Raw genomic sequence first — 24,774 nt, forward strand, 5'->3', positions numbered from 1 at the left:
TTTTTTTAAGAGGAGGACTAAAAAGTGGGAAGAGAAGTAGATTACGACATTGTAGTTATTGGATGTGGAGTTGCTGGGACCTCTGCAGCATTATCAGCAGCTGAAACAGCTAAAAAAGTAAATAAAAACTTAAAAATCGCAATTTTGGAACGCGCTGATTATGACCATAGGGGAGGAAATTCCCGTTGGACCGCCTCCTATATGCGGATGAAGAATCTCGATGAAGTTGCTGATAACTTTGTAGAAGACATGCTGGCTTTTTCAGACAACTACTCCGACCGGGAGTACATAGAAACTCTCGCTAAAGATGCAGGCAGCACCCTCCGCTGGGTACAGGAAAAAGGAGTCGATTTTGATTACTTGCCTACGATGTTTTTAACTGCATCAAGGCCTCGTTTACTGCCAGTAGGCGGGGGCCGTACCATTGTGGACACACTATCGCGGCGTGCAGGTGGACTTGGTGTAGAAATAATTTATGAGGCGGCTGCCTGGAAATTACTTCTAGATGATGAAGGTATTGTGAATGGATTAATGGTGCGTGTCAAAGGTGGAACCTCTCTGCAATTAAAGATTGGAGCCGTCGTATTAGCCTCAGGAGGGTTTCAAGGTAATCAAGAGATGATGGCCCAGTATATCGGCAGAGACGCACATAAGATCCGGACGGTTGCTGAGGGTGGTTTATTTAATAAGGGTGAAGGAATCCGAATGGCAATGGAGATCGGAGCAAAAACAGCAGGTCAGTTTGACTCTTTCCATGCTGAGCCAGTCGACGCAAGAAGTAAGCGGGAAGAAGCTGCTGTTATGACCTACCCATACTTTATTTTAGTCGATCAAAATGGAAAGCGGTTTGTTGATGAAGGGAAAACTACTGTCGACGAGCAATATGAGGAGGTTGCAAGGACTATTTTCCATGACCTTCCTGGTCACATTGCCTACATGATCGGTGACCAAAAGATGTATGAGATTCCTAATTATGAACGAGCAGTGGAGACCGATAAACCTGCGATTGTCGCCGATACTCTCGAAGAGTTGGCCGAAAAGATTGGCATCCCAACGGAACAATTAAAAGAAACCGTAGAAACCTTTAATGCTGCTGTTCAGCCTGGGGAATTCCATTGGGACAAAAAGGATGGGAAGCAGGCTATTGGAATTACACCACCAAAGTCCAATTGGGCAATTCCAATTGATAAGGCACCGTTTATTTCGTATCCCATTGTCTGCTCCAATGTTTTCACGAATGGCGGATTAGCTACAGACACGAATGGGCGCGTCTTATCTCAAGATCAAGATCCGATTCCAGGATTATATGCAGTCGGTGAAACAGCTGGTCTTTATTACGGGAAATATCCAGGTGGGACATCAGTGTTAAGGGGTCTAGTTTTTGGCCGCCGTGCTGGTAATCATGCCGTAACTTACGTAACTGATTTAAAGAAATTAGAAGTTTAGTTAGAAAGGGATGAGACCATGGATCTAAAAAACAAGGTTGCCTTCGTGACGGGGGGCGGCAGGGGGATCGGCAGAGAAACCTGTTTACTTTTATCTAAACAAGGCGCTAAAGTAGCTGTTTTTTCCGACAATCATGTGGAAAGCACTGAAACTGCTCTTTATATAAATGAACAACTCGGCGGTGAAGCAATTGCACTTACAGGGGATGTTCGTTCAGAAGAAGACATTAATCGAATGGTTCAAGAAACCCAAGAAAGATTCGGTTCAATTGATATATTAATCAATAATGCCGGTGTGATGCTGCTTAAGCCATTCAATGAAACAACGGTCAAGGAATGGGACTTTGTACAAGATGTAAATATTCGTGGAGTCTATTTATGTGCTCGAGCAGTGATACCGCAAATGATGGAAAAGCGAAACGGCGTAATTATCAATTTATCTTCGATTTGGGGTACAAAGGGCGGTCCTGACAGAAGTGCCTATATTACTTCGAAATCTGCGGTCATCGGATTTTCCAAAGCCTTGGGGGAAGAATTAAAGCCTTACAAAATTAGAGTTAACGCTGTTTGTCCAGGTCCTGTTGATACAAAAATGATGGAAGATATTGCTCCAGATGTAAATAAAGACAATTGGTTACATCCTCGTGACCTTGCCAATGTTATCGTCGATTTATGTTTGCCAAAAAGTGTCGCTGTTACTGCTACAGCAATTGAAGCATTTGGTAACGGGCGGCCAGTAAATTTATAAATGGTTCTAAACCTTGAAGGGGGAAATTTTCATGACAAAATTAATTCCGGCTATTGAATCAAAAAATATTAGTCTAGCACTTGCAAATAAAATGCTAGAGGCAGCATTAGTAAAGGGAGAAGAACTAGGAATACCGTTTAGCATTACAATTGTCGACCGCGTCGGAAATTTAAAAGCATTTGCTGCAATGGATGGTGCACCAGTGTTAAGCTTGGAAATCTCACAAAATAAAGCATTTTCTGCGGCTACCTATAATAGAGCAACACACGAATGGTACGACAGATTAAAGGATGATCCACCATTATTGCATGGTATCGTTCATACGCCAAGACTGATAATCTTTGGCGGCGGCTATCCAATCAAAATCAATAACGAACTGATTGGCGGCGTAGGGGTAAGTGGCGGACATTATACTCATGATATGCAGGTCTGCCAAGCAGCGTTAGAAGTGCTAAATAACCTAGAGTAAGAGGTGTGCTGACTCATGGAAACCTATGATTTGATTATTTTAGGCGGCGGATTAGCGGGAATGTGCGCAGCTGTTGAGGCAGGTGAAGCAGGTGCGCATGTCCTGCTCCTTGAAAAGCAGGATGAGCTTGGCGGCAGCACTGTCCTTAGCTCAGGGTATATGGCTTTCGCTGGAACAAATATGCAAGAAATGGCGGGAATTACCGATTCTACTGAATCATTAATGGATGACATGATTGAGGTGGGCGGTGGTGTGAATAATCAGGCACTTATAATGGCATACGGTCAGCGTCAATTAGAGACATATATATGGCTATTTGAGCACGGTGTTGAGTTTCGATCACTTGAAGCGGTGAGTGGTCACAGTGTTCCGCGTGGCCACATTATTGATCCGCATCAAGCAATTCAGACACTTTACCGACGAGTGAAGCAGCTGCAAAACGTGAAAATCCTATTGAATGCACCGGCAAAAAGGCTTTTGAAGAACCAGGATGGACGAGTTGATCGGGTTTTATATAAGGTTGATGGGAAGGAAGCTTCTGCCCACGCTTCAAAGGGTATCATTATTGCTTCAGGCGGGTTTGCAAAAAGCGAAGAACTCTTAGCACTGTTTGCTCCTCAGTTAAAGGGGGCATTAAGAATTGGCGGCCGTGGGAATCATGGGGACGGAATACGGATGGCATGTGAGCATGGGGCTTGGCTAATGGATCTACCTTACTTGAATGGGACGTACGGATTTCATCCCACAGCCGCTGGGCCAGTTAAGTCACAAGGGTTAGCGTTTTATAAGGGCGCGATCATGGTCAACCAACTTGGAAAAAGATTCGTTAATGAGTCAATCTCGTATAAATTATTGGGGAAGGCCGCTTTCGAGCAGCCAGATTGTGTGACCTTCCAAGTTTGGGACCAAACCGTAATGAACAAGAGTGTCCATGATGATCCACTCTATGACTTGGAGTTACTGAAACGACGCCGTCTTCTTTATCAAGCTGACACTTTGGAGGATTTGGCAGATTGTATTGATGTGCCGCTTGAAGTATTAGAAGAAACTATCTCCAGATACAATCAAGGGATTCAGGATGGGGAAGACCCTGATTTTGGCAGGAAGTCATTAACACATAATTATGGAAATCCTACTCCTATTGAAAAAGCACCGTTTTATGCTTTTGAATCCACAGTTGCCATGCTGGCAACTTATGCAGGGGTGTCAGTGAACACTAAGGCACAGGTGGTGAATCCATACGGAGAGCCTATTTTAGGATTGTTTGCGGCCGGTGAAGTGACAGGCGGATTTCACGGAGCGGGGTATATGACCGGCAGCTCTTTAGGCAAGTGTGCGGTATTTGGACGGATAGCCGTCCAAGAAGCATTTAAAGAGGTAACTATAAAATAAATTTGTTTGTTTGTGGAAAGAATTGCATGACTCCGATTAGGGTTCGCGCATTGAATGGATTTAAAGATTTGTTCATTGAGGAGATTTGGGAAACCGCTCATTGAACAGAAACTGAGGAGCCTGACATCGGGGGGATTTACGATTCGCCTATAAAATAGAAGAATTCGCTCATAAGTTTGTTAAATTCGCCCATTGAAACGGATTCGCTGATAGAACATCAGAATTCGCTGATAGACTCCGAGAATTCGCTGATAGAATCCAAGTATTCGCTGATTGACCACCAAAATTCGCTAATAGAACTCAAAAATTCACCGGAAGATGAAAAAGATCCACCAACCAAACCGGAAAACTCGATGATAAACCAGTAAAATTCACCGAAGCTTTCCCGTTATTCAAAGTTTTATCAAAAATTTCACTAAAAAGGAGGTAGATTTTATGAAAATCTGGCATCAGAGCTTAACGACAATTGATAGGGTACCCCAATATCGGGATGCTATCATGAACCACCTGCGAAAAATCGCACGTCCAGAAGTTGAGATTGTTTTACATGGGATGTCTGAAGAAACTTATCCTACGCATTATCCCGGTCATTTTATCACTCACTCCTACCTTCAAAATCTGCACCGCGAGCAGTTCGTCCGGGCGGCACTAATGGCGGAAGCAGCAGGATATGATGCGATGTTTATCGGAACCATTCCAGACGTGGGTCTTCTAGAGGCTCGGACGCTGGTAGATATCCCTGTGGTCGGTTATGGGCAAGCTTCCTTCCATCTGGCATCCATGCTGGGTGACCGAATCGGAGTAGTTAATTTTTTAACCCCATTAGCGGATGAACTTAGACAAAACGCTGCCCGCTATGGTCTCGGTGAGAAGCTTGGACCAATTGTTCCGATAGATTCAGGTTTTGACGATGTCCTAGCCGGTTTTAATAATCCTGAACCTGTTATCAAAGCTTTTAAAAGAGCTGCTGAATCAGCCATATCCCAAGGGGCCGATGTCATTGTGCCAGGGGAAGGCCCGATGAATGTATTCCTCGCTACGTTTGGAATTTCAAGGATTGACGACGTGCCTGTGGTCGATTCTTTCGGCGCTGGGATTAAGATGTGCGAATCATTAGCAGATCTTCAGAGGGTATCCGGAGTCTATATGACCCGCCGTGGATATTACAATTCAAAACCCCCAGTCGAAGCTATTGCAAGATTACGAGAAATGTATGGACTTGACCCGAACCCTAATCCAGCTGACCAACGCGGATTAGCAGTCAGGGCTGGAACAGAAGTTAGAGGGTAATCAATTAAAATTTAATAGAGGTGAACTAGATGCATATCGTCGTATGTCTAAAGCATGTTTTGGACCCAGAGATTACACCCCGTTACTTTCAAATTAACCCTAAGACCAATCGTCCGGATAACGGGGATAGTGACATGGTTTTGGACTCTTTTGCTGAAAACGCCCTCGAATTGGCTATTCAACTTAGAGATAAAACACCTGGAGCTACGGTGACTGCCATATGTCTAGGTGATGAATCTTCAGAGGAGGTGCTGCGCCGGGCCTTTGCCTTCACAGCAAATGCGGCCGTACGTGTATGGGATTCGGAGTGGGAAAATCTCGACGGCCAGGCCGTTGGACATATCCTTGCGCAAACAATCAAAAACCTTGGAGGGGCAGAACTTGTGCTGACCGGTTATCAAGCAAGTGATATTGAGGAGGGGCTGGTCGGTCCGGTCATGGCTGAAGAACTTGGGATCCCCTGTTTAACGCTTGTCTCTAACCTTGAACTGGATGATGATAGTGTGAAATCTACCTGTGAAGAAGAAGGTGGATATACGGTAGTGAGCGTACCGTTTTCTGCTGTTTTTACTATTATTAGTGCTGAGACGAACGTTCCGCGCTTGCCTAAAGTCAAAGATATTCGCCTTGCTAAGAGCAAACCAATCACGATATTTGAAGCAGAAGATCTTGAGTTAGATGAAGTCCGTTGTCAACCCGGGGTTATATTAGAGCGGGCCTATGTCTTAAATAGAGATGTCAATTGTGAGATCCTTTCTGGCAATGATGGCTCAGAGGTGGCTGAAGAATTGACTGAAAAACTCTTGGCACTCAAGATTTTATAGGGGGTACGCAAACTTATGTCTAAAATCCTTATCTTCGCAACTCAGCAAGAAGAATCGCTTACTTCCGGGGCCAAGGAAGCACTAGCATTTGGCAGTCGATTGGCTAGTGCTACCAGTGGTAGTGTCGAAGCTGTCTTGGTCGGTCATTCGAATATGTCAGGTGCCAAGGAAGCCATTGCCTGCGGGGCTAGCAAAGTGTATACCGTAAATAACCCAATGCTTGCTGAATACCAGGTTGAATTGATTGTGGATAGTCTATTAAAGGTTTTTCACCAGTCAGGTGCCGATGTGCTGCTCCTCTCCTTCGACCGAATCGGCAAGGATCTTGTGGGGCGCCTAGCGACGAGCATTGGCGCTTCTGCTATAACAGAAGTTACTGATTTTAGAAAGGAAGGCACAAAGCTTACATGGGTCAGGCCAATTTATGGTGATAAGGCATATGGCGAGTATTCATCCACACGTCCAAAGGTGGTTGTGGGCATTCGGAAAAAGAGTCAGGAACTAGCAGTACCTGATTCCACACGAACAGGTGAAATTATATCAGTTGATTACTCTGTTTCAAAGGAAGTAGTTCTTACAAAGTTGGTTGTTAAGATTCAGTCGGCACTGTCTGACATTCGTCTTGAGGATGCTAATATAATCGTTTCCGGAGGACGTGGTCTGGGCGGTACGGAAGGCTTTCAAGATCTGCAGTCCTTAGCAGAGTTGTTGGGCGGTACAGTTGGAGCATCAAGGGCAGCATGTGATGCCGGTTGGGTTCCCTCTAATCTGCAGGTAGGTCAAACGGGAGCCGTTGTCGCGCCAGACCTTTATCTTGCAGTCGGAATTTCCGGTGCGAGTCAACATCTAGCAGGGATTACCAATGCGAAGACTGTAGTTGCAATCAATACAGATTCAGAAGCGCCTATTTTTAAACGTGCTAATCTCGGTGTGATTGCGGACTACAAGACAGTAATTCCAGCACTTACGGAAAAATTGAAAAAGGTTCTAGTGAAAGAAATTTAATAGATTGGAGGTTCGATTGAAGGAATTTAGTAAGTCCTCATGGAAGGGCTTATTTTTTTATTTTCTGAAAATTTGTTACAATAGAGTGACAAAAATTTCTTAGTAAAATTTGAGGATAATAAAGGAGCATAAACTATGATACTACAACTCGAAAATGTCTCATTAAGACGAGAAGGAAATTGGATTTTGCAGGATGTAAATTGGCAGATTAATAGAGGAGAAAACTGGGTATTATTTGGTTTAAATGGCTCAGGTAAAACTGCGATCTTAAATTTATTAAATGCCTATTATTTTCCGACGAAAGGGAATGTAACCGTACTGGGGATGGAATTTGGGAAAACGTATTTAAGTGAGAAGCTGCGCAAACAGATTGGATTTGTTTCATCTTCGCTTCAGGAAAAATTTCACCAAGGTTATAATGCATTTGAGGTTGTCTTAAGCGGTGCTTTTGCATCGATTGGGCTATATGAGACACCTTCAGATGAAATGAGAACAAAGGCTATTGGACTCTTGGAGACACTTGGTTGTATTAGATATGCAAATCGAAATTACGAAAAATTATCACAAGGGGAGAAGCAGCGTGTTTTAATTGCTCGTGCACTAATGGCAGACCCCTCTTTGCTCATATTAGATGAACCTACAAATGGTCTAGATTTTATCGCACGCGAACAACTATTAGAATCGATTGAAAAAATTGCAAAAAATCCCGATGGCCCGACGTTGATTTATGTCACCCATCATGTCGAAGAAATTCTGCCTGTTTTCAATAAAACCCTTTTACTAAAAGAGGGTCAAGTTTTTGCAAATGGAGAGACAAGTAAATTGTTATCAAGTGAAAAGTTAACGGAATTTTTCAATCTTCCTGTTCATGTTGAGTGGAAGACAAACCGTCCATTGCTTACTAGATTACAGGTTGATGAGAAAGATAGAATCAGGGCATATAAATGATGGAAAAAGGCGCATGAATGCATCATGTGCCTATTATCGTTATTTTGTTTAATGTGTAAAACTTCACAGATTTAGAGAAGATTGTAGTATATAGTATAAGGGAGCTGTGATATTAAAATTTATCTGACTGAGAGGTTAGGCAAGATGAAAAAATCTTTTGTTTTCATATTGAGTCTGATGTTTATATTTATTGCAGGCTGTGGGTCAGCAAGGAACTTAACGATAAAACTTTCTACACCAAAAACATTTACACCTGGAAAAATATATGCGATGCAGTTTTCAGTGGTCGACAAACAGGGAAATCCGGTGAAGGGTGCTAAAGTAAGAGCTGACTTAAATATGAAAAATATGGATCACGGAACAACCCCTGTAACTATAGAAGAAATAGGGGATGGAAAATATATAGGAACCGCTAATTTAGCGATGAACGGTGATTGGGTTGCTTCAATAAAAGTAGAATACCAGGGCAAAATTATTGAGGACGAAAAGCAATTTACTGTTGAAGCAAAAACATTAGAGAATGCCCATAAAGTGACAAAAGAGGCCACCTTACCTGATTTTAAGTTAATGGACCAGAATGGAAATTCAGTAACGAAACAAGATTTTTTAGGAAAAACCGTTGTACTGACCTTTACGTATGTTAATTGTATCGACCCGAACGCATGTCCAATATTATTAGGAAATTTCAGCAATTTGCAGCAGGATCTGAAATCAAAAGGAAGTAAAACAGATAATCTTTTACTTGTTTCCGTTTCACTTGACCCTGAAAATGATACACCAGAAGCCATGAAAGAACACGCAAAGAAAATGAATTTTGATTTATCCTACCTCAAAATGCTGACAGGGGATAAGAATCAGATTCAAAATTTGGCAGACACCCTTGGTGAGCATTTCGAAAAAAACGATAGAGAAGTTTTGCATGATAATAAAACGTTTATATTTAATAAGGACGGAAGGCTGACGCATGAATTTACAGGAAGTATCATTGATCGTGATGAATTGTATCAGGTCGTTACAGGAGAAAAATAGAGAATGAGCAGATCTGCCTCTTTTTTGGGGGTAGATTTTTTTGTATTTCTCAACTTTAAATAGAAACAAATAAAAGACAAAATTTTATATTCAAAAATAAACAAAAGTAATATATAATAAAAACAGAAGTTAATAAACATATTTACATACAAACGGAGGAATCGGGATGGTAAAGAATCTTTGGGATACTGAAAAGGCTACACAGGTTTCAAAAGGGGTAGAGGAATTAGTGTATCGCTCCAATTTAATTGGAACAGATCGTGCCGTATGTAACTGGGGTGGCGGCAATACTTCCATGAAAACAATTGAAAAGGATTTCCGTGGACGCGATATCGAGGTAATGTGGGTAAAAGGCAGCGGATCTGATTTAGCGACCATGAAAGCACAAAACTTTACTGGATTAAATTTAGAAGATATTCGTCCATTATTTGAACGCGATGAAATGACAGATGAAGATATGGTTGCTTATCTTTCACATTGTATGATTGACAGCAAACATCCAAGAGCATCGATTGAAACATTATTGCATGCGTTCCTGCCATTTAAACACGTAGACCATACACATCCAGATGCGATTATTAGCCTTTGTTGTGCCGATAACGGAAAACAGCTTGCTGAAGAGATTTTTGGAAATCGATTTGTCTGGGTTCCGTATGTTCGGCCGGGCTTTACACTTTCAAAAATGATCGCAGAAGGAGTTAAAAATAACCCCAATGCCGAGCTTGTTTTAATGGAGAAACACGGACTGGTTACGTGGGGAGAAACATCTGAACAATCTTACGCAAAAACAATCGAAATCATCAATGAGGCAGAACAATATATTAATGAAAGAATCGATGAAGCGTCTGTATTTGGCGGACAAAAATATCAATCTCTTTCAGAGGAAGAAGCAACTAGTATTTTAGCAAAAGTAATGCCAATCATCCGCGGTGCAGTAAGTGAAGAAAAGAAAATGCTGTTAATCTATGACCGTGGAGAAGATGTTTTGCAATTTGTTAACAGTCAAAACGCCCCTGAGCTTTCACAAATCGGTGCGGCATGTCCAGACCATTTAGTTCACACAAAAATGGTTCCACTTTATATCAACTGGGATCCGCAATCAAAAGATGTGGATGCGCTAATTGCTAGTATTAAAGAGGGTGTTGCCAGTTTCAAAGCAGCTTACCAAGAATATTTTGATCGTAACAAAAATCAAGGCGATAAAATGTTTGAACCAGCTCCACGTGTCATCCTTATTCCTGGGGTTGGTATGGTGAACTCTGGAAAAGATATTAACAATTCTATAGTGAGCGGCGCCTTATATCATCGGGCGATTGCTGTTATGAAAGGTTCTACCACATTAGGAAACTTTGTATCTTTAAGCGAGAATGAATCCTATAACGTGGAATATTGGCCATTAGAGCTATATAAATTAACACTTGCTCCACGAGAAGCAGAATTTTCTAGAAAAGTAGCTTTTATCACTGGAGGAGCGGGTGGAATTGGCAGTGCAACAGCTCGACGTCTTGTTTCAGAAGGTGCACATGTGGTGCTTGCTGATCTAAATTTAGAAGGTGCAGAAAAAGTTGCTGCGGAAATTAACGAAAAATTCGGAGCGAATCGTGCTCTTGCTGTTAAAATGGATGTTACGAGTGAAGAGCAAGTTCAAACTGCTTTTAATCAAACAGCACTAACATATGGCGGTGTAGACATTATTGTCAACAATGCGGGTCTTGCAACATCAAGTCCATTTGAAGAAACAACTCTCAAAGAGTGGAATCTAAATATGAATGTATTAGGTACAGGTTACTTCTTAGTTGCACGAGAGGCATTTAAGCAAATGAAAGATCAAGCGATTGGCGGTAACATGGTGTTTATCGGATCGAAAAACTCTGTGTACGCTGGTAAGAACGCTGCAGCCTACAGCTCTGTGAAAGCACTTGAAACACACTTAGCAAGATGTATTGCGGCTGAAGGCGGCGAACATGGAATTCGTGTAAACTCTGTTCTTCCGGATGCGGTTCTTCAAGGTTCAGCAATTTGGGGTTCAAGATGGCGTGAGGAACGTGCTGCAGCATATGGGATCGATCCGGATCAATTAGAGGAGCATTACCGAAAACGCACGACCTTACTCGTAAATATTTATCCATCAGATATTGCAGAATCAATTGCATTCTTTGCTTCATCAAAATCAGACAGAACAACAGGATGTATGTTAACGGTGGATGGCGGAGTGCCTGCTGCATTTACTAGATAAGATTTTTACGTATAAGCTTTTTGGAGTGATAGGATTATGCAGAAATTAAGCATGGAGCAATTGCTTGAAACACTAAATAAAGCAATTGAATTAAATTTAAGACAAGACTTTATTGATTTATTAGTGAACGAGTTAGATAGAAAACGATTCATGATTAATTAACAAAAAAGTTGACTCCTTTATAAAAGGGGTCAACTTTTTTCTGCTATATGAAGATCGAACTGACACCTTTTGTACTAAATTCCTTTGGAGGCCACATCGAGAGATCAAAGGGGTAGTCAGAACCAGGAACGACTCTGTCTTCTCCGACTGTTTTAATAAGAAAATCAATACTAACCGGGCTCCATAAAACGGTATCATACCAAAAACGATTTAAGTATTCAGATGGTTTTGCTTTCAGTTTGGAAGAGACGAGCCCCCATTGTTCATAACCTTTATCAAGTCTGCCAATTTGATAGGGCAGGAAACCTCCGCCATGTGCAAATAATATTTTTACATTCGAATATTGATCAATCATTCCGCTTAAAAGAATATCTGTTGCACAAACAGTTGTTTCCCAAGGTACACCAATTAAATTAGGCATCATCTTTCGCTTTAAACGCGGGTCTTCACATAATAATGGGTGAATAAAAACAATCGCATGTAATCGATTGGCTTCTTCGAAGAAGGGGATAAAAAAGTCATCAGATAACATATGGTCAGATAAACCCGGGCCAATGATGACTCCTTTTAATCCCTGATTCATCGCCTGATTTAATACATGAGCCGCTTTTTCTGGATTGGTGAGTGGGACAGTACCTAAGGCAGATAGTTTCTGAGGTGTTTTAGTGGTCCAATTGGCTAATGCATGATTGTATAAAGCAGCCATTTCAGTGGTTATTTCTTCAGGGAAATCATACAGAAACAGTTGGGGGATAGGTGAGATAAGTGAATGAGAAACACCCGCTTTTTCCTGTTCGGTCAAATAATATTCACCATCAATAAAGCCCTTTTTCAGCTCAAACCCCCATTTTTCATTAATCGTTAAGAATGGTTCTTTCGTGTCATCTTTTTGGTTCCATTTCGCATTAATGATCTTCTGATGGTCTTGAAGCCAAGCGATCACTTCAGGTGGAATAAAATGAGTATGAAAATCATGCATTAACTATCACTCCTATACGATTATACTAATCTATTTTTCTATAACCCATATTTCTAGAAATATCTAAACTAGCACTAATAACTTTTTTAGCTATACTTTGAATTTTATGAGCTGGGAATCGCTGCTTTGGACCCACGATGGATAAGGCTGCAACTACTTTTCCTTTGTAATCATAAATGGGTGCAGCAATAGAAGTGACTCCATCAAGTAATTCTTCGACACTAGATGCATAGCCATTTTTCCTTACTTCACGTAAGTGAGCATGAAGTATATTGGTGTCTGTGATCGTGTTTTTTGAGTATTTATGAAGCCCTTTTTCAATTACGCTCTTCGTCACTTCTTCATCAGAGAATGCTAGTAAAACTTTCCCTGAACTTGTGCAGTAAGGCGGATTTCTTCGTCCAACATGAGTTAAGAATCGAACAGGATGATTGCATTCTACTTTATGAAGATAGATGACATCCAAGTGATCTAAAACAGAAATGTGAGCGGTTTCACCAAGGGTTTCAACTAGCTTGTTTAAGACCGGCTGTGAGTCACGATAGATATCCATTGAACTATAAACAACACCGCTAAGAGTAAGAATAGAGAGGCCTAAGCGATATTTTTTGGTCTCGGGATCTTTATGCACGAACCCTTCGCTTGCAAGGGTTGCCATGGTCCGACTGACAGTACTTTTATTTAATCCTAGCGAAGTCGAAATTTCACCAATTTTCTTTTCAGGTTCATCCATCGAGAAACTATTTAAGATCCGAAGAGCATTTTTTAAGGAAGAAAGATAATTTTCTTCCTGTTTCTTTGTTTCCATAACTCATTCCTCCCCATACCCACTGTTTCATTATGTAAAACTAGGTTGCTTTATAGTGGTCAATATATCAAAAGAAAAATGAAAAGAAAAGCTATTTTTTAAAAATTAAAATTATTTTTAATTGTTTCACATAGAGAAACAATGGTGTTGTATATGAAATTAAAAGGGGATATCTTCTAGTTAAGAAAATATAGTTTTTTAATTGGAGGAATAAAAAGATGACTGTCGAAACAAGAGTAAAGGCAATCAATTGTTTGCATTTCATTAACGGCCAATTTGTTGAGTCGCAAAACAAAAAAACATTTGAAAATATTAATCCTGCCACTGAAGAAGTTTTAGGGATGGTAGCAGAAGGGGGAAAAGACGAGGTTGATTATGCCGTATCAGCCGCCCGCAGAGCATTAAATGGCAGTTGGAAAAAGATGACGACAGGAGAACGTTCAAAGATTCTTCGTCGAATTGGAGATTTAATCCTCGAAAGACAAGAGGAACTAGCCCGGTTGGAATCGTTGGACACTGGTAAACCGTTCTGGTTGGCTAATAGTATTGATGTCCCGAGGGCTGGTTATAATTTCCACTTTTTTGCTGATTATATGATTTCTGTTAATACGGATGCAAACCAACAGGATGACATGGCCATTCATTACTCCTATAGGCGCCCAGTTGGGGTGGTTGGTATTATTAAACCTTGGAATTTGCCATTATTATTACTGACTTGGAAATTAGCACCATGTTTAGCGATGGGCAATACAGCCGTGATTAAACCAGCAGAATGGACTCCGATGACGGCAACGGTATTGATGGAAATTTGTAAAGAAGCAGGGGTTCCAGATGGAGTGGTTAATCTTGTACATGGCTTCGGACCAAATTCTGCGGGCGGTGCCATTTCGGAACATCCAGATGTCGATGCGATTTCCTTTATTGGTGAGCCAGGAACTGGATCTGCTATTATGAAGGCTGCATCAAGTTCACTAAAGAAATTGTCGTTTGAATTAGGAGGAAAAAATCCTAACATTATTTTTGCCGATTCTGATCTGGATGAAGTGGTCGAAACAACAATCAAATCAAGTTTTATTAATCAAGGTGAAGTTTGTCTCTGCGGTTCACGCATTTATGTTGAGCGCCCGGCGTATGAAGAATTCCTCAATAAATTTGTAGCAAAAGTTAAAAACTTAAAAGTAGGGCTTCCAGAAAATGAAGATACAAAGGTGGGTGCCTTAATCAGTAAGGAACATTATGACCGGGTCAATAGCTATATTGAAATTGCCCGCAATGATGGTGCGACCATTCTGACAGGGGGAAAACGTCCGGATGGGTTTGAAAAAGGATATTATTTAGAACCCACGATCATCACAGGAGTAGACCGGAATTCACGTTGTGTTCGTGAAGAGATTTTTGGGCCGGTTGTAACAGTTATGCCTTTTGATATGGAAGAAGAAGTGATCATGCAGGCAAATGATACCCACTATGGTTTAAGTGCAACGATTTGGACAAACGATTTAAGACGGGCGCACCGGGTTTCTCATCAAATTGAAGCAGGTATTATTTGGGTAAACACTTGGTTTTTACGTGATTTGCGCACCCCATTTGGCGGTATGAAAAATAGTGGGGTTGGCAGAACAGGCGGAATGCATAGCATTGATTTTTACTCTGAATTATCCAATATTACGATTAAATTATAAGAAGGGGAGTTATTCTTTTGACGGACAAAATAAAGCAATATGCAGAACAATTAGCTGAAGCGGAGAGCACTCGGATTGGTACGCTTCCACTTACCTCAGTAGATTCAACGCTGACAGTAAAAGAAGCCTATTATATTCAATTGGAAAACATTCATCGCAAAATAGAACAGGGGCAAATCATAGTAGGGAAAAAGATCGGATTAACTTCCTTGGCGATGCAGAATTTACTAGGTGTAGATGAACCCGATTACGGACATTTGCTGGATAGTATGGTGGTAGAAAATGGTGGTCAGATTAATATAGAGCAAGTTCTTCAACCAAAAGTAGAAGCGGAGATTGCCTTTATCCTAAAAAAGGAATTGCGAGGGCCAAATCTAACAGCGCTTGATGTCATTCAGGCAACCGATTATATTGTACCTGCTCTTGAAATCGTTGATAGTAGAATAAAAGATTGGAAAATTAAGTTGGCTGATACAGTGGCAGACAATGCCTCATCTGGTTTTTATGTACTTGGCGGTAAGCCAACAAAAATAGCCGATATTGATCTTGAATTAATTGGCATGGTACTCACAAAAAATGGTGAGCTCGTCAATACGGGGGTCGGTGCAGCTGCTTTAGGAAATCCAGCAAAGTGTGTTGCCTGGTTAGCGAATAAATTAGCCGAATTCGATATTTCGCTAAAAGCAGGCGAAGTGATTCTCTCAGGGGCTTTATCAGCAGCAGAAGCCGCTCAAAAGGGAGATACATTTACGGCAAGATTCGCTCATATCGGTCAGGTCAGTGTACGGTTTTAAACTTTTAAAGGAGGAAAGAGGATGAGTCAATACAAAGAGATTGCACACTATTTAGAATCTGCGGAGCTTGATAAGCGCGAGGTTGCCAAAGTCACAGTAAACTTGAAGCCTGATTTAACAGTGGAAGAAGCTTATCAAGTACAACAAGAAATTGTACATTCGAAATTAAATGAAGGAAAAAAAATTATTGGCCCGAAAATGGGATTAACAAGTCAGGCCAAAATGAAACAAATGGGGATCGAAGAACCGATTTATGGGTATGTGTTTGATTATATGATCATTGAAAATGGCAGTCAGGTGCCATTACATGAATTAATTCACCCAAAAGTTGAGGCTGAAATCGCGTTTGTGATTGGAGAAGATTTTGAAGGTCCTGGCGTAACAGGGGCTCAGGTTTTAGCTAAAACCGAGTATGTTTTACCAGCCTTAGAGATTATTGACAGCCGGTACGAAAATTTTCAATTTACCTTACCCGACGTGATTGCGGATAATGCTTCAACTTCAAGAGTGGTGTTTGGTACGACCCTTAAAAAGCCGGAGCAATTTGAACTCGATTTAGTTGGTGCAACGCTTTCGATCAATGGCGAAATCAAGGAATTGGGAGCAGGAGCTGCGGTCCTTGGCCACCCTGCAAATTCCATTGCCATGCTTGCCAATATGCTGGCAAGAAAAGGAGAAAAGGTCCGTAAGGGTGATGTAATTCTAACAGGCGGGATTACAAGTGCGGTTCAATTGAAATATGGGGATATTGTAAGCGGTAAATTCGACGGTCTAGGTGAAGTGGCCTTTACAGTAACTGATTAATATTTTTTGGCTGTGTTATAGCTTATTGTCTATTTTGGCACCCTGTTGACCTTCGTTCCAGGCACGTAGACTCCTGCGGGAGGACGGGGCAGGGGAGACCCCGCAGGAGCGCAGCGACGAGGAGGCTCCCCCGGACCGCCCGCGAACCGCTCGTGCCTGGAGCGGAAATCAACAGGCACCATTAACAGAGCCTAATTTTAAAAAAGGAGCATTTACATGCCAATTATTAATGTTCAAATATTAGAAGGAAGACCAAATGAGAAAATAGAACAAGTCATTCACAATATTACTAATACTGTTTCAGAAACATTAGATGCTCCAAAAGAGAGCATAAGAGTCATTGTAACAGAAATTCCTAAATCTCATTGGGGAATAGCTGGAGTACCTGTTTCGAAAAAGTAACCAACATTAAAAGGGAGAGTATGACGATATAGGATATTCCGTCATACTCCCAAGAACGTATATATCTGATGTAAGCGCTAACTAAATAAATTTAAGTTTTGGAGGTTATTATGACGATAGAATTGAGTTTGTTAGTGCCTCATGTTCCCAGCCTCTGTGACGAGGATCAAGTACCAGAATTCCAACAGGACATGGCAAGAGAAATGAAAAAAATGGGGAAACAAATTAAAGAAATAAATCCAGATGTTATTGTGTTAGTTTCCTGTCATTGGCCATCAACCTTTTTCCATTATGTCGACTGTACGCCTGTTCATAAAGGGATTCTTACTGCGTTTGAGGCACCTGATTTAATAAAGGATGTTCGCTATCATTATCCTGGGGATGAAAAATTGGCAAATGAACTTGTAAAAGCGGGGGAAGAGGCTAATCTTCAAGTTCAAGGAGTGAACGATCCTTATTTTATATGGGATTATGGAAGTTTAGTCCCTTTACGGTATTTGGTCTCAGACGAGGACATCCCAGTTATAAATTTATCAGTTACACTAGCAGCGAGTTTAGAAGAAACGTATAAATGGGGGCAAGTAATTGCTAAGATATTGCGTGAAAGTGATAAAAAAGTAGTATTTCTTTCAAGCGGTGCTTTATCCCACAATATAGTCCGAGGCAGACATAACAAGCCAACTCTTTCTGAACATGCTTTGGATAAGCAGTTTATTGAATTTGTAATGAAAAAAGATTATAAAGCGGCTTATGACATGCTTCCGGAATATGCAAGAATGGCAAGAGTGGAATCAGGAGGGCGACATCTCGCCATGTTATTCACGATGATTGAGGATGATTGTGTACCTACTTATCTAGCAGAAGGCCAGTCCTCGGGAAGCTGGAATGCGCTAATTACATTTGAAAAAAGCGAAACAGCAAATTTAAAAGCTGAAGTTGAAAGTGAATTTGTTAAATAAATTTACTAAAGAAAAGGAAGGAGGAGATGGTTTATATATGCGTACTCAAGTAGGAATAATCGGAGCCGGTCCAGCGGGGCTGATGTTATCTCATCTATTACATTTACAAGGAATAGAATCTATTATCATTGAATCCCGTTCACGCCAAGAAATTGAAGGAACCATTCGTGCTGGGGTTTTAGAGCAAGGAACGGTTGACCTATTAAATGCCACTGGTGTCGGTGAACGAATGATGAGGGAGGGGCATGTTCACGAGGGGATCGAATTGCAATTTAATGGAAATAGACACCGTATTGATTTCGCCGAGTTAACCGGCGGAAAAAAAATTATGGTATATCCTCAGCATGAAGTCATTAAGGATTTGGTTGCTGCCCGATTAAAAGCTAATGGGACCATTTTCTTTAATGTTAGCGATGTTAAACTAGTAAATATTGAATCTACTCAACCCACAATAGAGTATACGAATGAATTTGGTGAGCCTCAGGTCATTGAATGTGATTTTATTGCGGGCTGTGATGGTTTTCATGGACCAAGTAGACAATCCATCCCAAAAAGCAAAAGAATTGAAAAACAGCAAATCTATCCATTTGGATGGCTGGGGATTATTGCCGAGACACCTCAAGTGAACCCAGAGTTAATCTATGCCCACCATGAACGAGGTTTTGCTCTACTAAGTACCCGTACCCCATTTATTCAGCGCCACTATCTTCAAGTTGACCCAAAGGATGATATTGCAAACTGGTCAGATGATCGAATTTGGTCAGAACTGCATGCGAGAGTTGATATGGAAGGCTGGACACTTCCACAGGGACCAATTATACAAAAAAATATTGTTTCTATGAGAAGCTTTGTTTGTGAAACGATGCAATATGGACGTCTCTATTTAGCTGGAGATGCTGCACATATCGTGCCTCCAACAGGAGCAAAGGGACTAAATTTAGCTGTAGCAGATATCCTAGTTTTGAGCCAGGGGATTAGAGAATTTTATGAACAAGGTAATCAAAATATCCTGCGAAAGTATTCCGAAACATGTCTAAAAAGGATTTGGAGAGCACAAAGATTCTCATGGTGGATGACCACCATCCTTCATACCAACCAAAACCATAGTCCGTTTGAATACGGCATTCAGTTGACAGAACTTGATAATGTTACATCATCCCGAAATGCAGCTGCAAACCTAGCTGAAAACTATGTCGGTTTACCGTTTGATCTTCCTTTATATAAGCATGAATTATCGCAAAAATAGCCCTTAAAATAAACCGTACTAGTTTCATGCTAGTTCGGTTTTACTTTAAGAAAGCATCCCTGTCTTTTTAGACTGTCCTTTAACATAACAGGACAGTCTTCTTATTTATAATGGTATAATGAGTCTGAGGTTTTTGACCGGAAAATCGAGTATAATCATTTGGACAACCTTTAGATAAATGTATCGGAGAGAAATATATGTTTTTTCGTTTAATGTACCATGTCGTCTTGCCTATTTATGTTGTATTTGTGATTTTTTCTTCGATAACGTTGGATAAATCCCAAAACCACTTTTTCATGATTTTACTAGGCATTATTTTTATAACAAGCATTTATTTGGAAAGGAGTTACCCCCGCTATTTTATTTATATAGCGGCTTTTGAGATCCTTTCGTTACTATTGTTTCATTTCACAAGCCAGTTGAATTGGTGTTTCTCCATTTATATTATCTTACTTAGTAAATTCTTATTTCAAATCAAGGGTGTCCTTAAAGGGGTTTTTCTTGGTTTTGTCTTGATTGCCTTTTACACATTAATAAGAATTTCGTATACTCCTGTCGATGCCTATAGCGTACTTGCAGTTGGGTCGGACTTCTTAACATCTATAGCTGTAGTGCTTATCATTCAATACATCATTGAGACAGAGAGAGCAAAAAATCTCCTCAAAGAAGAGAAGAAACGGGAGGAATTGCGTTATCAAGAGGAAAAAATGAAACTTTTAGGTGAAATGGCAGGTGGCCTCGCACATGAAATTAGAAATCCTTTGACCATCATCCAAGGATTTCTCAAACATTCCAAAGAGGATAATTATAATATAAAACCTTGGTATGATTTAATCCTTAGTGAAGTCAGTAGGATGAATAAGTTAACAGTCGAATTCCTCCAATTTTCAAAACCAAATGTTTCTTTATACCAAACATATGCCATCCACGAGTGTTTAAAGAGAGTAATCGTATTAACCGAATCTAAAGCCCGTAGTTCGGGACATCAAATCATATACACGGATTCCAATCCCGATCTGTTTTTACCAATGGACTTTGATAAAATGGTCCAAGTTTTTGTAAATTTAATAAACAATGCCATTCAATCGATGGTTGAAGATGGAGATATTACGATTCGATTATTAAAAGTGGAGAACAAAGCGGTAGTTGAGATTAGCGATATGGGTGTAGGTATAGAAGCGGAAAATCTGAAGAAAATCTTTAGTCCATTCTATACAACGAAATCTGATGGAACGGGGTTAGGGCTATCTATTTGTCAGAAAATTATTCAGGATCATGGAGGAACGATTGAGGTGACTAGTTTTCCAAATCAAGGAACTACTTTTACTATTTGTTTACCTTTAGATAATGTATATCAAGATACTCAGCGAGCTTTAGTTGAAAACCAAAATAAAAAAATATGAAGAAAACTCGCCAAAATTTTTTTGCGGCGAGTTTTTTGTGTACATATAGCCCTTTCTTAATTATTAGGTGAGCTATATTAAATCCTTTATAGCTCTGTATAGACTAATAACATATAAGAATTGATGACCTCATTCGAGCAGAGCTGTGGGTGAAAGAATTCTCCTAATGCTTGGAGGATGATTTCTCTAAGTCGATTATTTTGACCCTTAGGAAAAAGATAATTCTTTCGATATGCGAAATACCGTGCTATACTATAAAAGTTATCAATGAAAACGTCCTAGAAGGGTTGTTTATATAAATGTCTAGTACAATAAAAGCTTTTATAAGTCTCTTTTTGGTTTCTGTTTTGTGGGGGTTAAATTATCCAATCAGTGCCTATTTGCTTCAAGACTTTTCACCTGTCTTTTTATCAACTGTTCGAATCTGTTGTACCTCACTTTTTTTGATTATCGTTGCCTTGATTCATAAAGGAATAAAGCGTCCCACCATTTCAGAGTGGAAATTCCTAGTTGGTGTTGGAATCTTTGGAACTCTGTTAAATCAAACCTTTTACTTTACTGGGCTGCATCATACAACACCGGCAAACGCCTCATTAATCATTTCCTTGGCACCAATAGCAACAATTTTATTGGAACGGATCATCTTTAAGGTCAAGTTTACGGTAAAAAAATCCGCAGGAGCCATTATAAGTTTAATTGGTGTTTTTTCAATAATTGGAGTTGGAAAGGGTGGTTTGGGAATTTCATGGGGCGATTTTAACATTCTAATCGCCATGCTTTGCCTCTCGATTAGTCTATTATTTATTCGAGGTTTAGCGAAAACCATGAATACCTTTATTATTACTGTTTACTCGACCGTACTAGGAAGTGTACTGATGATTCCTGCAGCAGGAGTTGAAAATTTGGTAAGCGGCTCCTATATCAGCCATTCTCTTTTCATGTGGATATTATTAGCTTTTGCTGGGATTATCGCTCAAGGAGTTGCCGGCTTTTGGTGGAATAAAGGTGTGGCAAAAGTTGGCGCTGGTACAGCTTCAATGTTCATGAATATTCAACCATTTGTGGCCATCCTTGCCTCCCATTTTATTCTAGGAAATCATATCTTGCTGAATCAAATCCTTGGGGGTATTTTGGTATTGCTCGGGGTATTTATTGCGAATATGCCATCGATTAAAAATGCGATTTCTACTGGACCAAATAAAGTGGCAATGTGAAAAGTCATCCCATTCAGGGATGACTAATTTTGTTTCTGCCATTGTTTTCGGTATGTAAGGGGGGTGAGTTGTTCCCTCGATTTAAATAAATTAATAAAATGGCTGACATTCTCAATTCCCACTGAAAAAGCAATCTCGGATACGGAAAGGTCCGAGTATTTTAATAGCTTTTTAGCATAGGAGATTCGACATTTAATCAGATACTCATTTGGGCTAGATCCTGTATATTTCTTGAATTCTCTCACTAAATGAAATTTACTAATAGCATGCTCAGAGGCTAACTGATCAAGTGAGAACCTTGAGTTAAACCGCTTTTCCATCTCAATCATGATAGTACTAATGGAATCTGGAATGAGTGCCCCAGAGGAGAAAATTGGGTTCGCCGCAAAAATAAGCTCTGTTAATAAATCTGTTATTAATTTAGAAGATAACGGTTCTTTATGTAAATCATGTGATTGCTGAGCATCTAACAAGGTTCTCATAATTTGAGTAATAGTAGAATTTCCGGACACTGATACTACAGGAGAACCGTGTCTCTTAAAATATTGATAATACCCCTGACCAACTGGGCCATTGAAATGCACCCAAAGTATATCCCAAAGATCATTTTTATCAGTTTCATAATAATGGTAGTTCATACAATCTATAAAAAAAATCTGATTGGGGAGCAAGGTATATTTTTTATTTTCATAGGTTAAGTAACCTTTACCACCTCGTGTGAAAACAATTAAATAGGAAGGAAGATGTTCTCTTTCTGTAAAATAGTTGGGCTTTGTTTGGAAACTGCCTATTTCTTGTACATAAAAAAACGTATTCTTTGCAATGGCACTTGGGGTAGCCATAATCCTTATAGAATCTTCTGTCCAATCATAGGATGCTCGTTCTTTAAATGTTGCCATTCATCATCCTCCTAAAGCAATAAACTGTTAAAAATGAACAAGATAGTTTGATGTTATATAGATTGTAAGCGACTACAATCTAATAATAAAGTATTATTTTTGGGAGGGGATTAATTGCAAACACTCGCACCTATTAAACCTATAAAAAAGGGGAGAGTTGGCTTATACACGATAGGACTCCAGGCATACTGGAATCAATTCCCTGGATTAAAAGAAAGAATAATGGAATATGGCAGTTTTATTGAGAAAAAAATGTCAGCTTATGGTGAAGTGTTTAATTTCGGTTTAGTTGATTCGGAGAGTGAGGCAAGAAGAGCAGGGGAATGGTTTAATGAAAGAAATGTTGATATCGTATTTTGCCATTCAGGTACTTATTCTACCAGTTCTGCTATTTTACCAGTCCATCAAATTTGTAAAGCCCCAGCCGTTATACTGAACCTCCAGCCAACCGAACGGATTAATTACGAGCAAACCACAACTGGAGAATGGCTTGCCCATTGTGGGGCCTGTCCGACTCCAGAAATTGCTAATGCCTTTAATCGCAGCGGAATTAGATTCAGAGTGGTCAATGGATTGCTGGGCTTAGATTATACTCCTGCCATTTCACTTACGAATGAAAGGACAATTGACAGAAAAGAAGCGATTGCGGCTTGGAATCAGATTAATGAATGGGTTCGGGTAGCTTCGGTGCCCCGTACCTTGAGACATAGCCGTATTGGTTTCCTCGGTAATACCTACAGCGGAATGCTTGATATGTATAGTGACTTTACGATGATCCAAGCGCAAACCGGGGTGCATGTTGAGGTCTTGGAGATGTGCGACCTAGACCGACTGTTAAAGGGAGTAACATATAATGAGGTTCAAAGGAAAAAGGAGGAACTATCCCAATTTTTTGAAATAATCGATGATTCTCCATCCGACCCGATTGCAAAGAAACCTACTCCTGAACAATTGGAGTGGTCTTGTAAAGTCGCTGTTGCTCAAGAAAAGTTAGTGAGGGAATATGATCTTGACGCACTTACTTACTATTATCATGGAGCACCAAATAGTGAATACGAGAAACTGCAATCAGGCTTCATTGTTGGCCATTCCTTACTAACCGCTAAAGGGGTTCCGTGTTCAGGGGAAGGCGATCTAAAGACAGCGATTGCCATGAAAATCTGCGATATCCTTGGAACTGGTGGTAGTTTTTCAGAAATAGTGGTTGTGGATTATATTGATGAAACGATTCTCCTCGGTCACGATGGGCCGTTTCATTTAGCAATTTCTGATGGAAAACCAATCCTTAGGGGGATGGGCTTATATCATGGAAAGCAGGGGACTGGTGTCTCGGTTGAAGCAAAGGTCAAAACCGGATCTGTAACAACCCTGAATGTTACCCAGACAGGAGATGGCAAACTTAAGTTGATCATAAGCGAAGGAATTTCAACTAACGGACCAATCATGCGAATTGGCAACACACAAACTCCTGTAAAGTTTAAGGATCATCCAGATCATTACATGGAAAAGTGGTTCCATGAAGCACCAACACACCATTGTGCCCTGTCCATCGGCAACAATGCTTCACTGTTTACTAAAGTAGGAGAACTATTAAGCTGTAAGTCTGTTACACTATAAAATCTTGGGTGGTTGATAAAAATGGAAAATAGCAAAAAATACGCATGGACATGGGAAATAAAAGAAGAATACTTAGAAGAATATATCAATCTTCATCTGAATCCTTGGAATGAGATCCTTGAAGAACATAGCAAGGCAGGAATCAAAAATTATTCTATCTTTCAAAATGGAAACCAGTTTTTTTATTGTTTTGAATGTGATGATGTCGAAGCAGCATTTGAGTATATAGCCAAGAGTGATGCCTGCAATCGTTGGAATGCTATTACCTCAAAAATGGTCAAAGGTTCGTTTGATTTTAACGAACAGGACCCTATCCACCCCATGAGGGAAATATTTTATTTGAAATAAAAACAATGAGAAAGGCGTTAAGGCGCCTTTTTTCCTATTTATATAAACCAATAGAATCAAACTGTGTTAAA

General features: G+C 40.2%; 24 protein-coding genes. 21 read left to right on the plus strand and 3 right to left on the minus strand.

The window, feature by feature from the left end:
• Positions 1–24 precede the first annotated feature (24 nt).
• The 11 genes from FS608_RS09130 to sda all read left to right on the plus strand — a co-directional run bounded on the left by FS608_RS09130 (position 25) and on the right by sda (position 11,548).
• Positions 25–1,446, plus strand: coding sequence for an FAD-dependent oxidoreductase (locus FS608_RS09130; protein WP_144549165.1), 1,422 nt, complete (start codon positions 25–27; stop codon positions 1,444–1,446).
• A gap of 18 nt (positions 1,447–1,464) precedes the next feature.
• The gene (locus FS608_RS09135) at positions 1,465–2,193 is read left to right on the plus strand and encodes an SDR family NAD(P)-dependent oxidoreductase (protein ID WP_144549168.1); all 729 of its coding nucleotides are present in this window, start codon (positions 1,465–1,467) and stop codon (positions 2,191–2,193) included.
• Between the two features lie 31 nt (positions 2,194–2,224).
• Positions 2,225–2,662 (plus strand): GlcG/HbpS family heme-binding protein, encoded by a 438-nt coding sequence (locus FS608_RS09140; protein WP_144549170.1) that lies wholly within the window; start codon positions 2,225–2,227, stop codon positions 2,660–2,662.
• 15 nt (positions 2,663–2,677) lie between these two features.
• The gene (locus FS608_RS09145) at positions 2,678–4,054 is read left to right on the plus strand and encodes an FAD-dependent oxidoreductase (RefSeq protein ID WP_144549172.1); all 1,377 of its coding nucleotides are present in this window, start codon (positions 2,678–2,680) and stop codon (positions 4,052–4,054) included.
• Between the two features lie 435 nt (positions 4,055–4,489).
• On the plus strand, positions 4,490–5,344 hold the full coding sequence (locus FS608_RS09150) for an aspartate/glutamate racemase family protein (RefSeq protein ID WP_144549174.1): 855 nt from the start codon (positions 4,490–4,492) through the stop codon (positions 5,342–5,344).
• Positions 5,345–5,373: 29 nt separating this feature from the next.
• Positions 5,374–6,168 carry an electron transfer flavoprotein subunit beta/FixA family protein gene (locus tag FS608_RS09155; RefSeq protein WP_144549176.1) on the plus strand — a complete coding sequence of 265 codons (795 nt, stop codon included), beginning with the start codon at positions 5,374–5,376 and terminating at the stop codon, positions 6,166–6,168.
• 15 nt (positions 6,169–6,183) lie between these two features.
• On the plus strand, positions 6,184–7,173 hold the full coding sequence (locus FS608_RS09160; RefSeq protein ID WP_144549178.1) for an electron transfer flavoprotein subunit alpha/FixB family protein: 990 nt from the start codon (positions 6,184–6,186) through the stop codon (positions 7,171–7,173).
• A gap of 135 nt (positions 7,174–7,308) precedes the next feature.
• Positions 7,309–8,121 (plus strand): ABC transporter ATP-binding protein, encoded by an 813-nt coding sequence (locus FS608_RS09165; protein ID WP_144549180.1) that lies wholly within the window; start codon positions 7,309–7,311, stop codon positions 8,119–8,121.
• A 144-nt stretch (positions 8,122–8,265) separates the two neighbouring features.
• Complete coding sequence (locus FS608_RS09170; RefSeq protein ID WP_144549183.1) at positions 8,266–9,150, plus strand: SCO family protein; 885 nt, start codon at positions 8,266–8,268, stop codon at positions 9,148–9,150.
• 166 nt (positions 9,151–9,316) lie between these two features.
• Positions 9,317–11,386, plus strand: a complete 2,070-nt coding sequence (locus FS608_RS09175; RefSeq protein WP_144549185.1) for a bifunctional aldolase/short-chain dehydrogenase — start codon at positions 9,317–9,319, stop codon at positions 11,384–11,386.
• A gap of 36 nt (positions 11,387–11,422) precedes the next feature.
• Positions 11,423–11,548, plus strand: coding sequence for a sporulation histidine kinase inhibitor Sda (sda, locus tag FS608_RS09180; RefSeq protein WP_144549187.1), 126 nt, complete (start codon positions 11,423–11,425; stop codon positions 11,546–11,548).
• A 43-nt stretch (positions 11,549–11,591) separates the two neighbouring features.
• On the opposite strand, the gene FS608_RS09185 is transcribed toward sda, so the two are convergent.
• Both FS608_RS09185 and FS608_RS09190 read right to left on the minus strand, forming a co-directional pair.
• Complete coding sequence (locus tag FS608_RS09185; protein WP_144549189.1) at positions 11,592–12,527, minus strand: amidohydrolase family protein; 936 nt, start codon at positions 12,525–12,527, stop codon at positions 11,592–11,594.
• Between the two features lie 25 nt (positions 12,528–12,552).
• Positions 12,553–13,335 (minus strand): IclR family transcriptional regulator, encoded by a 783-nt coding sequence (locus FS608_RS09190; RefSeq protein ID WP_144549191.1) that lies wholly within the window; start codon positions 13,333–13,335, stop codon positions 12,553–12,555.
• A 218-nt stretch (positions 13,336–13,553) separates the two neighbouring features.
• On the opposite strand from FS608_RS09190, the gene FS608_RS09195 reads away from it, so the two are divergent.
• The 8 genes from FS608_RS09195 to FS608_RS09230 all read left to right on the plus strand — a co-directional run bounded on the left by FS608_RS09195 (position 13,554) and on the right by FS608_RS09230 (position 21,839).
• Positions 13,554–15,017 carry an aldehyde dehydrogenase gene (locus tag FS608_RS09195; protein WP_144549194.1) on the plus strand — a complete coding sequence of 488 codons (1,464 nt, stop codon included), beginning with the start codon at positions 13,554–13,556 and terminating at the stop codon, positions 15,015–15,017.
• Between the two features lie 17 nt (positions 15,018–15,034).
• Positions 15,035–15,811, plus strand: a complete 777-nt coding sequence (locus FS608_RS09200) for a 2-keto-4-pentenoate hydratase (protein WP_144549196.1) — start codon at positions 15,035–15,037, stop codon at positions 15,809–15,811.
• 21 nt (positions 15,812–15,832) lie between these two features.
• On the plus strand, positions 15,833–16,615 hold the full coding sequence (locus tag FS608_RS09205) for a 2-keto-4-pentenoate hydratase (RefSeq protein WP_144549199.1): 783 nt from the start codon (positions 15,833–15,835) through the stop codon (positions 16,613–16,615).
• 216 nt (positions 16,616–16,831) lie between these two features.
• Complete coding sequence (locus FS608_RS09210) at positions 16,832–17,017, plus strand: 4-oxalocrotonate tautomerase (protein ID WP_144549201.1); 186 nt, start codon at positions 16,832–16,834, stop codon at positions 17,015–17,017.
• A gap of 110 nt (positions 17,018–17,127) precedes the next feature.
• Positions 17,128–17,976, plus strand: coding sequence for a DODA-type extradiol aromatic ring-opening family dioxygenase (locus tag FS608_RS09215; protein ID WP_144549203.1), 849 nt, complete (start codon positions 17,128–17,130; stop codon positions 17,974–17,976).
• 37 nt (positions 17,977–18,013) lie between these two features.
• Positions 18,014–19,222, plus strand: a complete 1,209-nt coding sequence (locus FS608_RS09220; protein ID WP_144549205.1) for a 4-hydroxybenzoate 3-monooxygenase — start codon at positions 18,014–18,016, stop codon at positions 19,220–19,222.
• Between the two features lie 197 nt (positions 19,223–19,419).
• Entirely contained in the window at positions 19,420–20,625 is a 1,206-nt protein-coding gene (locus FS608_RS09225) for a two-component system sensor histidine kinase NtrB (protein WP_144549207.1), read from the plus strand.
• A gap of 299 nt (positions 20,626–20,924) precedes the next feature.
• On the plus strand, positions 20,925–21,839 hold the full coding sequence (locus FS608_RS09230) for a DMT family transporter (protein ID WP_144549209.1): 915 nt from the start codon (positions 20,925–20,927) through the stop codon (positions 21,837–21,839).
• A 23-nt stretch (positions 21,840–21,862) separates the two neighbouring features.
• Here FS608_RS09230 and FS608_RS09235 read toward each other — a convergent pair whose 3' ends face one another.
• A complete protein-coding gene (locus tag FS608_RS09235; RefSeq protein ID WP_144549211.1) occupies positions 21,863–22,738 on the minus strand; it encodes a helix-turn-helix domain-containing protein in 876 nt (291 codons plus the stop codon).
• A gap of 114 nt (positions 22,739–22,852) precedes the next feature.
• Between FS608_RS09235 and FS608_RS09240 the strand changes: the two genes are divergently transcribed.
• Together FS608_RS09240 and FS608_RS09245 are read left to right on the plus strand one after the other, a co-directional pair.
• Positions 22,853–24,355, plus strand: a complete 1,503-nt coding sequence (locus FS608_RS09240; protein ID WP_260871627.1) for an L-fucose/L-arabinose isomerase family protein — start codon at positions 22,853–22,855, stop codon at positions 24,353–24,355.
• 21 nt (positions 24,356–24,376) lie between these two features.
• A complete protein-coding gene (locus FS608_RS09245; RefSeq protein WP_144549214.1) occupies positions 24,377–24,703 on the plus strand; it encodes an L-rhamnose mutarotase in 327 nt (108 codons plus the stop codon).
• Positions 24,704–24,774: the final 71 nt, after the last annotated feature.

This window comes from Bacillus sp. X1(2014) (genome assembly GCF_007678255.1).

Coding starts and splice junctions, on each gene's coding strand:
- FS608_RS09135 (WP_144549168.1), top strand. CDS start 1,465: ATGGATCTAAAAAACAAGGTTGCCTTCGTGACGGGGGGCGGCAGGGGG.
- FS608_RS09140 (WP_144549170.1), top strand. CDS start 2,225: ATGACAAAATTAATTCCGGCTATTGAATCAAAAAATATTAGTCTAGCA.
- FS608_RS09145 (WP_144549172.1), top strand. CDS start 2,678: ATGGAAACCTATGATTTGATTATTTTAGGCGGCGGATTAGCGGGAATG.
- FS608_RS09150 (WP_144549174.1), top strand. CDS start 4,490: ATGAAAATCTGGCATCAGAGCTTAACGACAATTGATAGGGTACCCCAA.
- FS608_RS09155 (WP_144549176.1), top strand. CDS start 5,374: ATGCATATCGTCGTATGTCTAAAGCATGTTTTGGACCCAGAGATTACA.
- FS608_RS09160 (WP_144549178.1), top strand. CDS start 6,184: ATGTCTAAAATCCTTATCTTCGCAACTCAGCAAGAAGAATCGCTTACT.
- FS608_RS09165 (WP_144549180.1), top strand. CDS start 7,309: ATGATACTACAACTCGAAAATGTCTCATTAAGACGAGAAGGAAATTGG.
- FS608_RS09170 (WP_144549183.1), top strand. CDS start 8,266: ATGAAAAAATCTTTTGTTTTCATATTGAGTCTGATGTTTATATTTATT.
- FS608_RS09175 (WP_144549185.1), top strand. CDS start 9,317: ATGGTAAAGAATCTTTGGGATACTGAAAAGGCTACACAGGTTTCAAAA.
- sda (WP_144549187.1), top strand. CDS start 11,423: ATGCAGAAATTAAGCATGGAGCAATTGCTTGAAACACTAAATAAAGCA.
- FS608_RS09185 (WP_144549189.1), bottom strand. CDS start 12,527: ATGCATGATTTTCATACTCATTTTATTCCACCTGAAGTGATCGCTTGG.
- FS608_RS09190 (WP_144549191.1), bottom strand. CDS start 13,335: ATGGAAACAAAGAAACAGGAAGAAAATTATCTTTCTTCCTTAAAAAAT.
- FS608_RS09195 (WP_144549194.1), top strand. CDS start 13,554: ATGACTGTCGAAACAAGAGTAAAGGCAATCAATTGTTTGCATTTCATT.
- FS608_RS09205 (WP_144549199.1), top strand. CDS start 15,833: ATGAGTCAATACAAAGAGATTGCACACTATTTAGAATCTGCGGAGCTT.
- FS608_RS09210 (WP_144549201.1), top strand. CDS start 16,832: ATGCCAATTATTAATGTTCAAATATTAGAAGGAAGACCAAATGAGAAA.
- FS608_RS09215 (WP_144549203.1), top strand. CDS start 17,128: ATGACGATAGAATTGAGTTTGTTAGTGCCTCATGTTCCCAGCCTCTGT.
- FS608_RS09220 (WP_144549205.1), top strand. CDS start 18,014: ATGCGTACTCAAGTAGGAATAATCGGAGCCGGTCCAGCGGGGCTGATG.
- FS608_RS09225 (WP_144549207.1), top strand. CDS start 19,420: ATGTTTTTTCGTTTAATGTACCATGTCGTCTTGCCTATTTATGTTGTA.
- FS608_RS09230 (WP_144549209.1), top strand. CDS start 20,925: ATGTCTAGTACAATAAAAGCTTTTATAAGTCTCTTTTTGGTTTCTGTT.
- FS608_RS09235 (WP_144549211.1), bottom strand. CDS start 22,738: ATGGCAACATTTAAAGAACGAGCATCCTATGATTGGACAGAAGATTCT.
- FS608_RS09245 (WP_144549214.1), top strand. CDS start 24,377: ATGGAAAATAGCAAAAAATACGCATGGACATGGGAAATAAAAGAAGAA.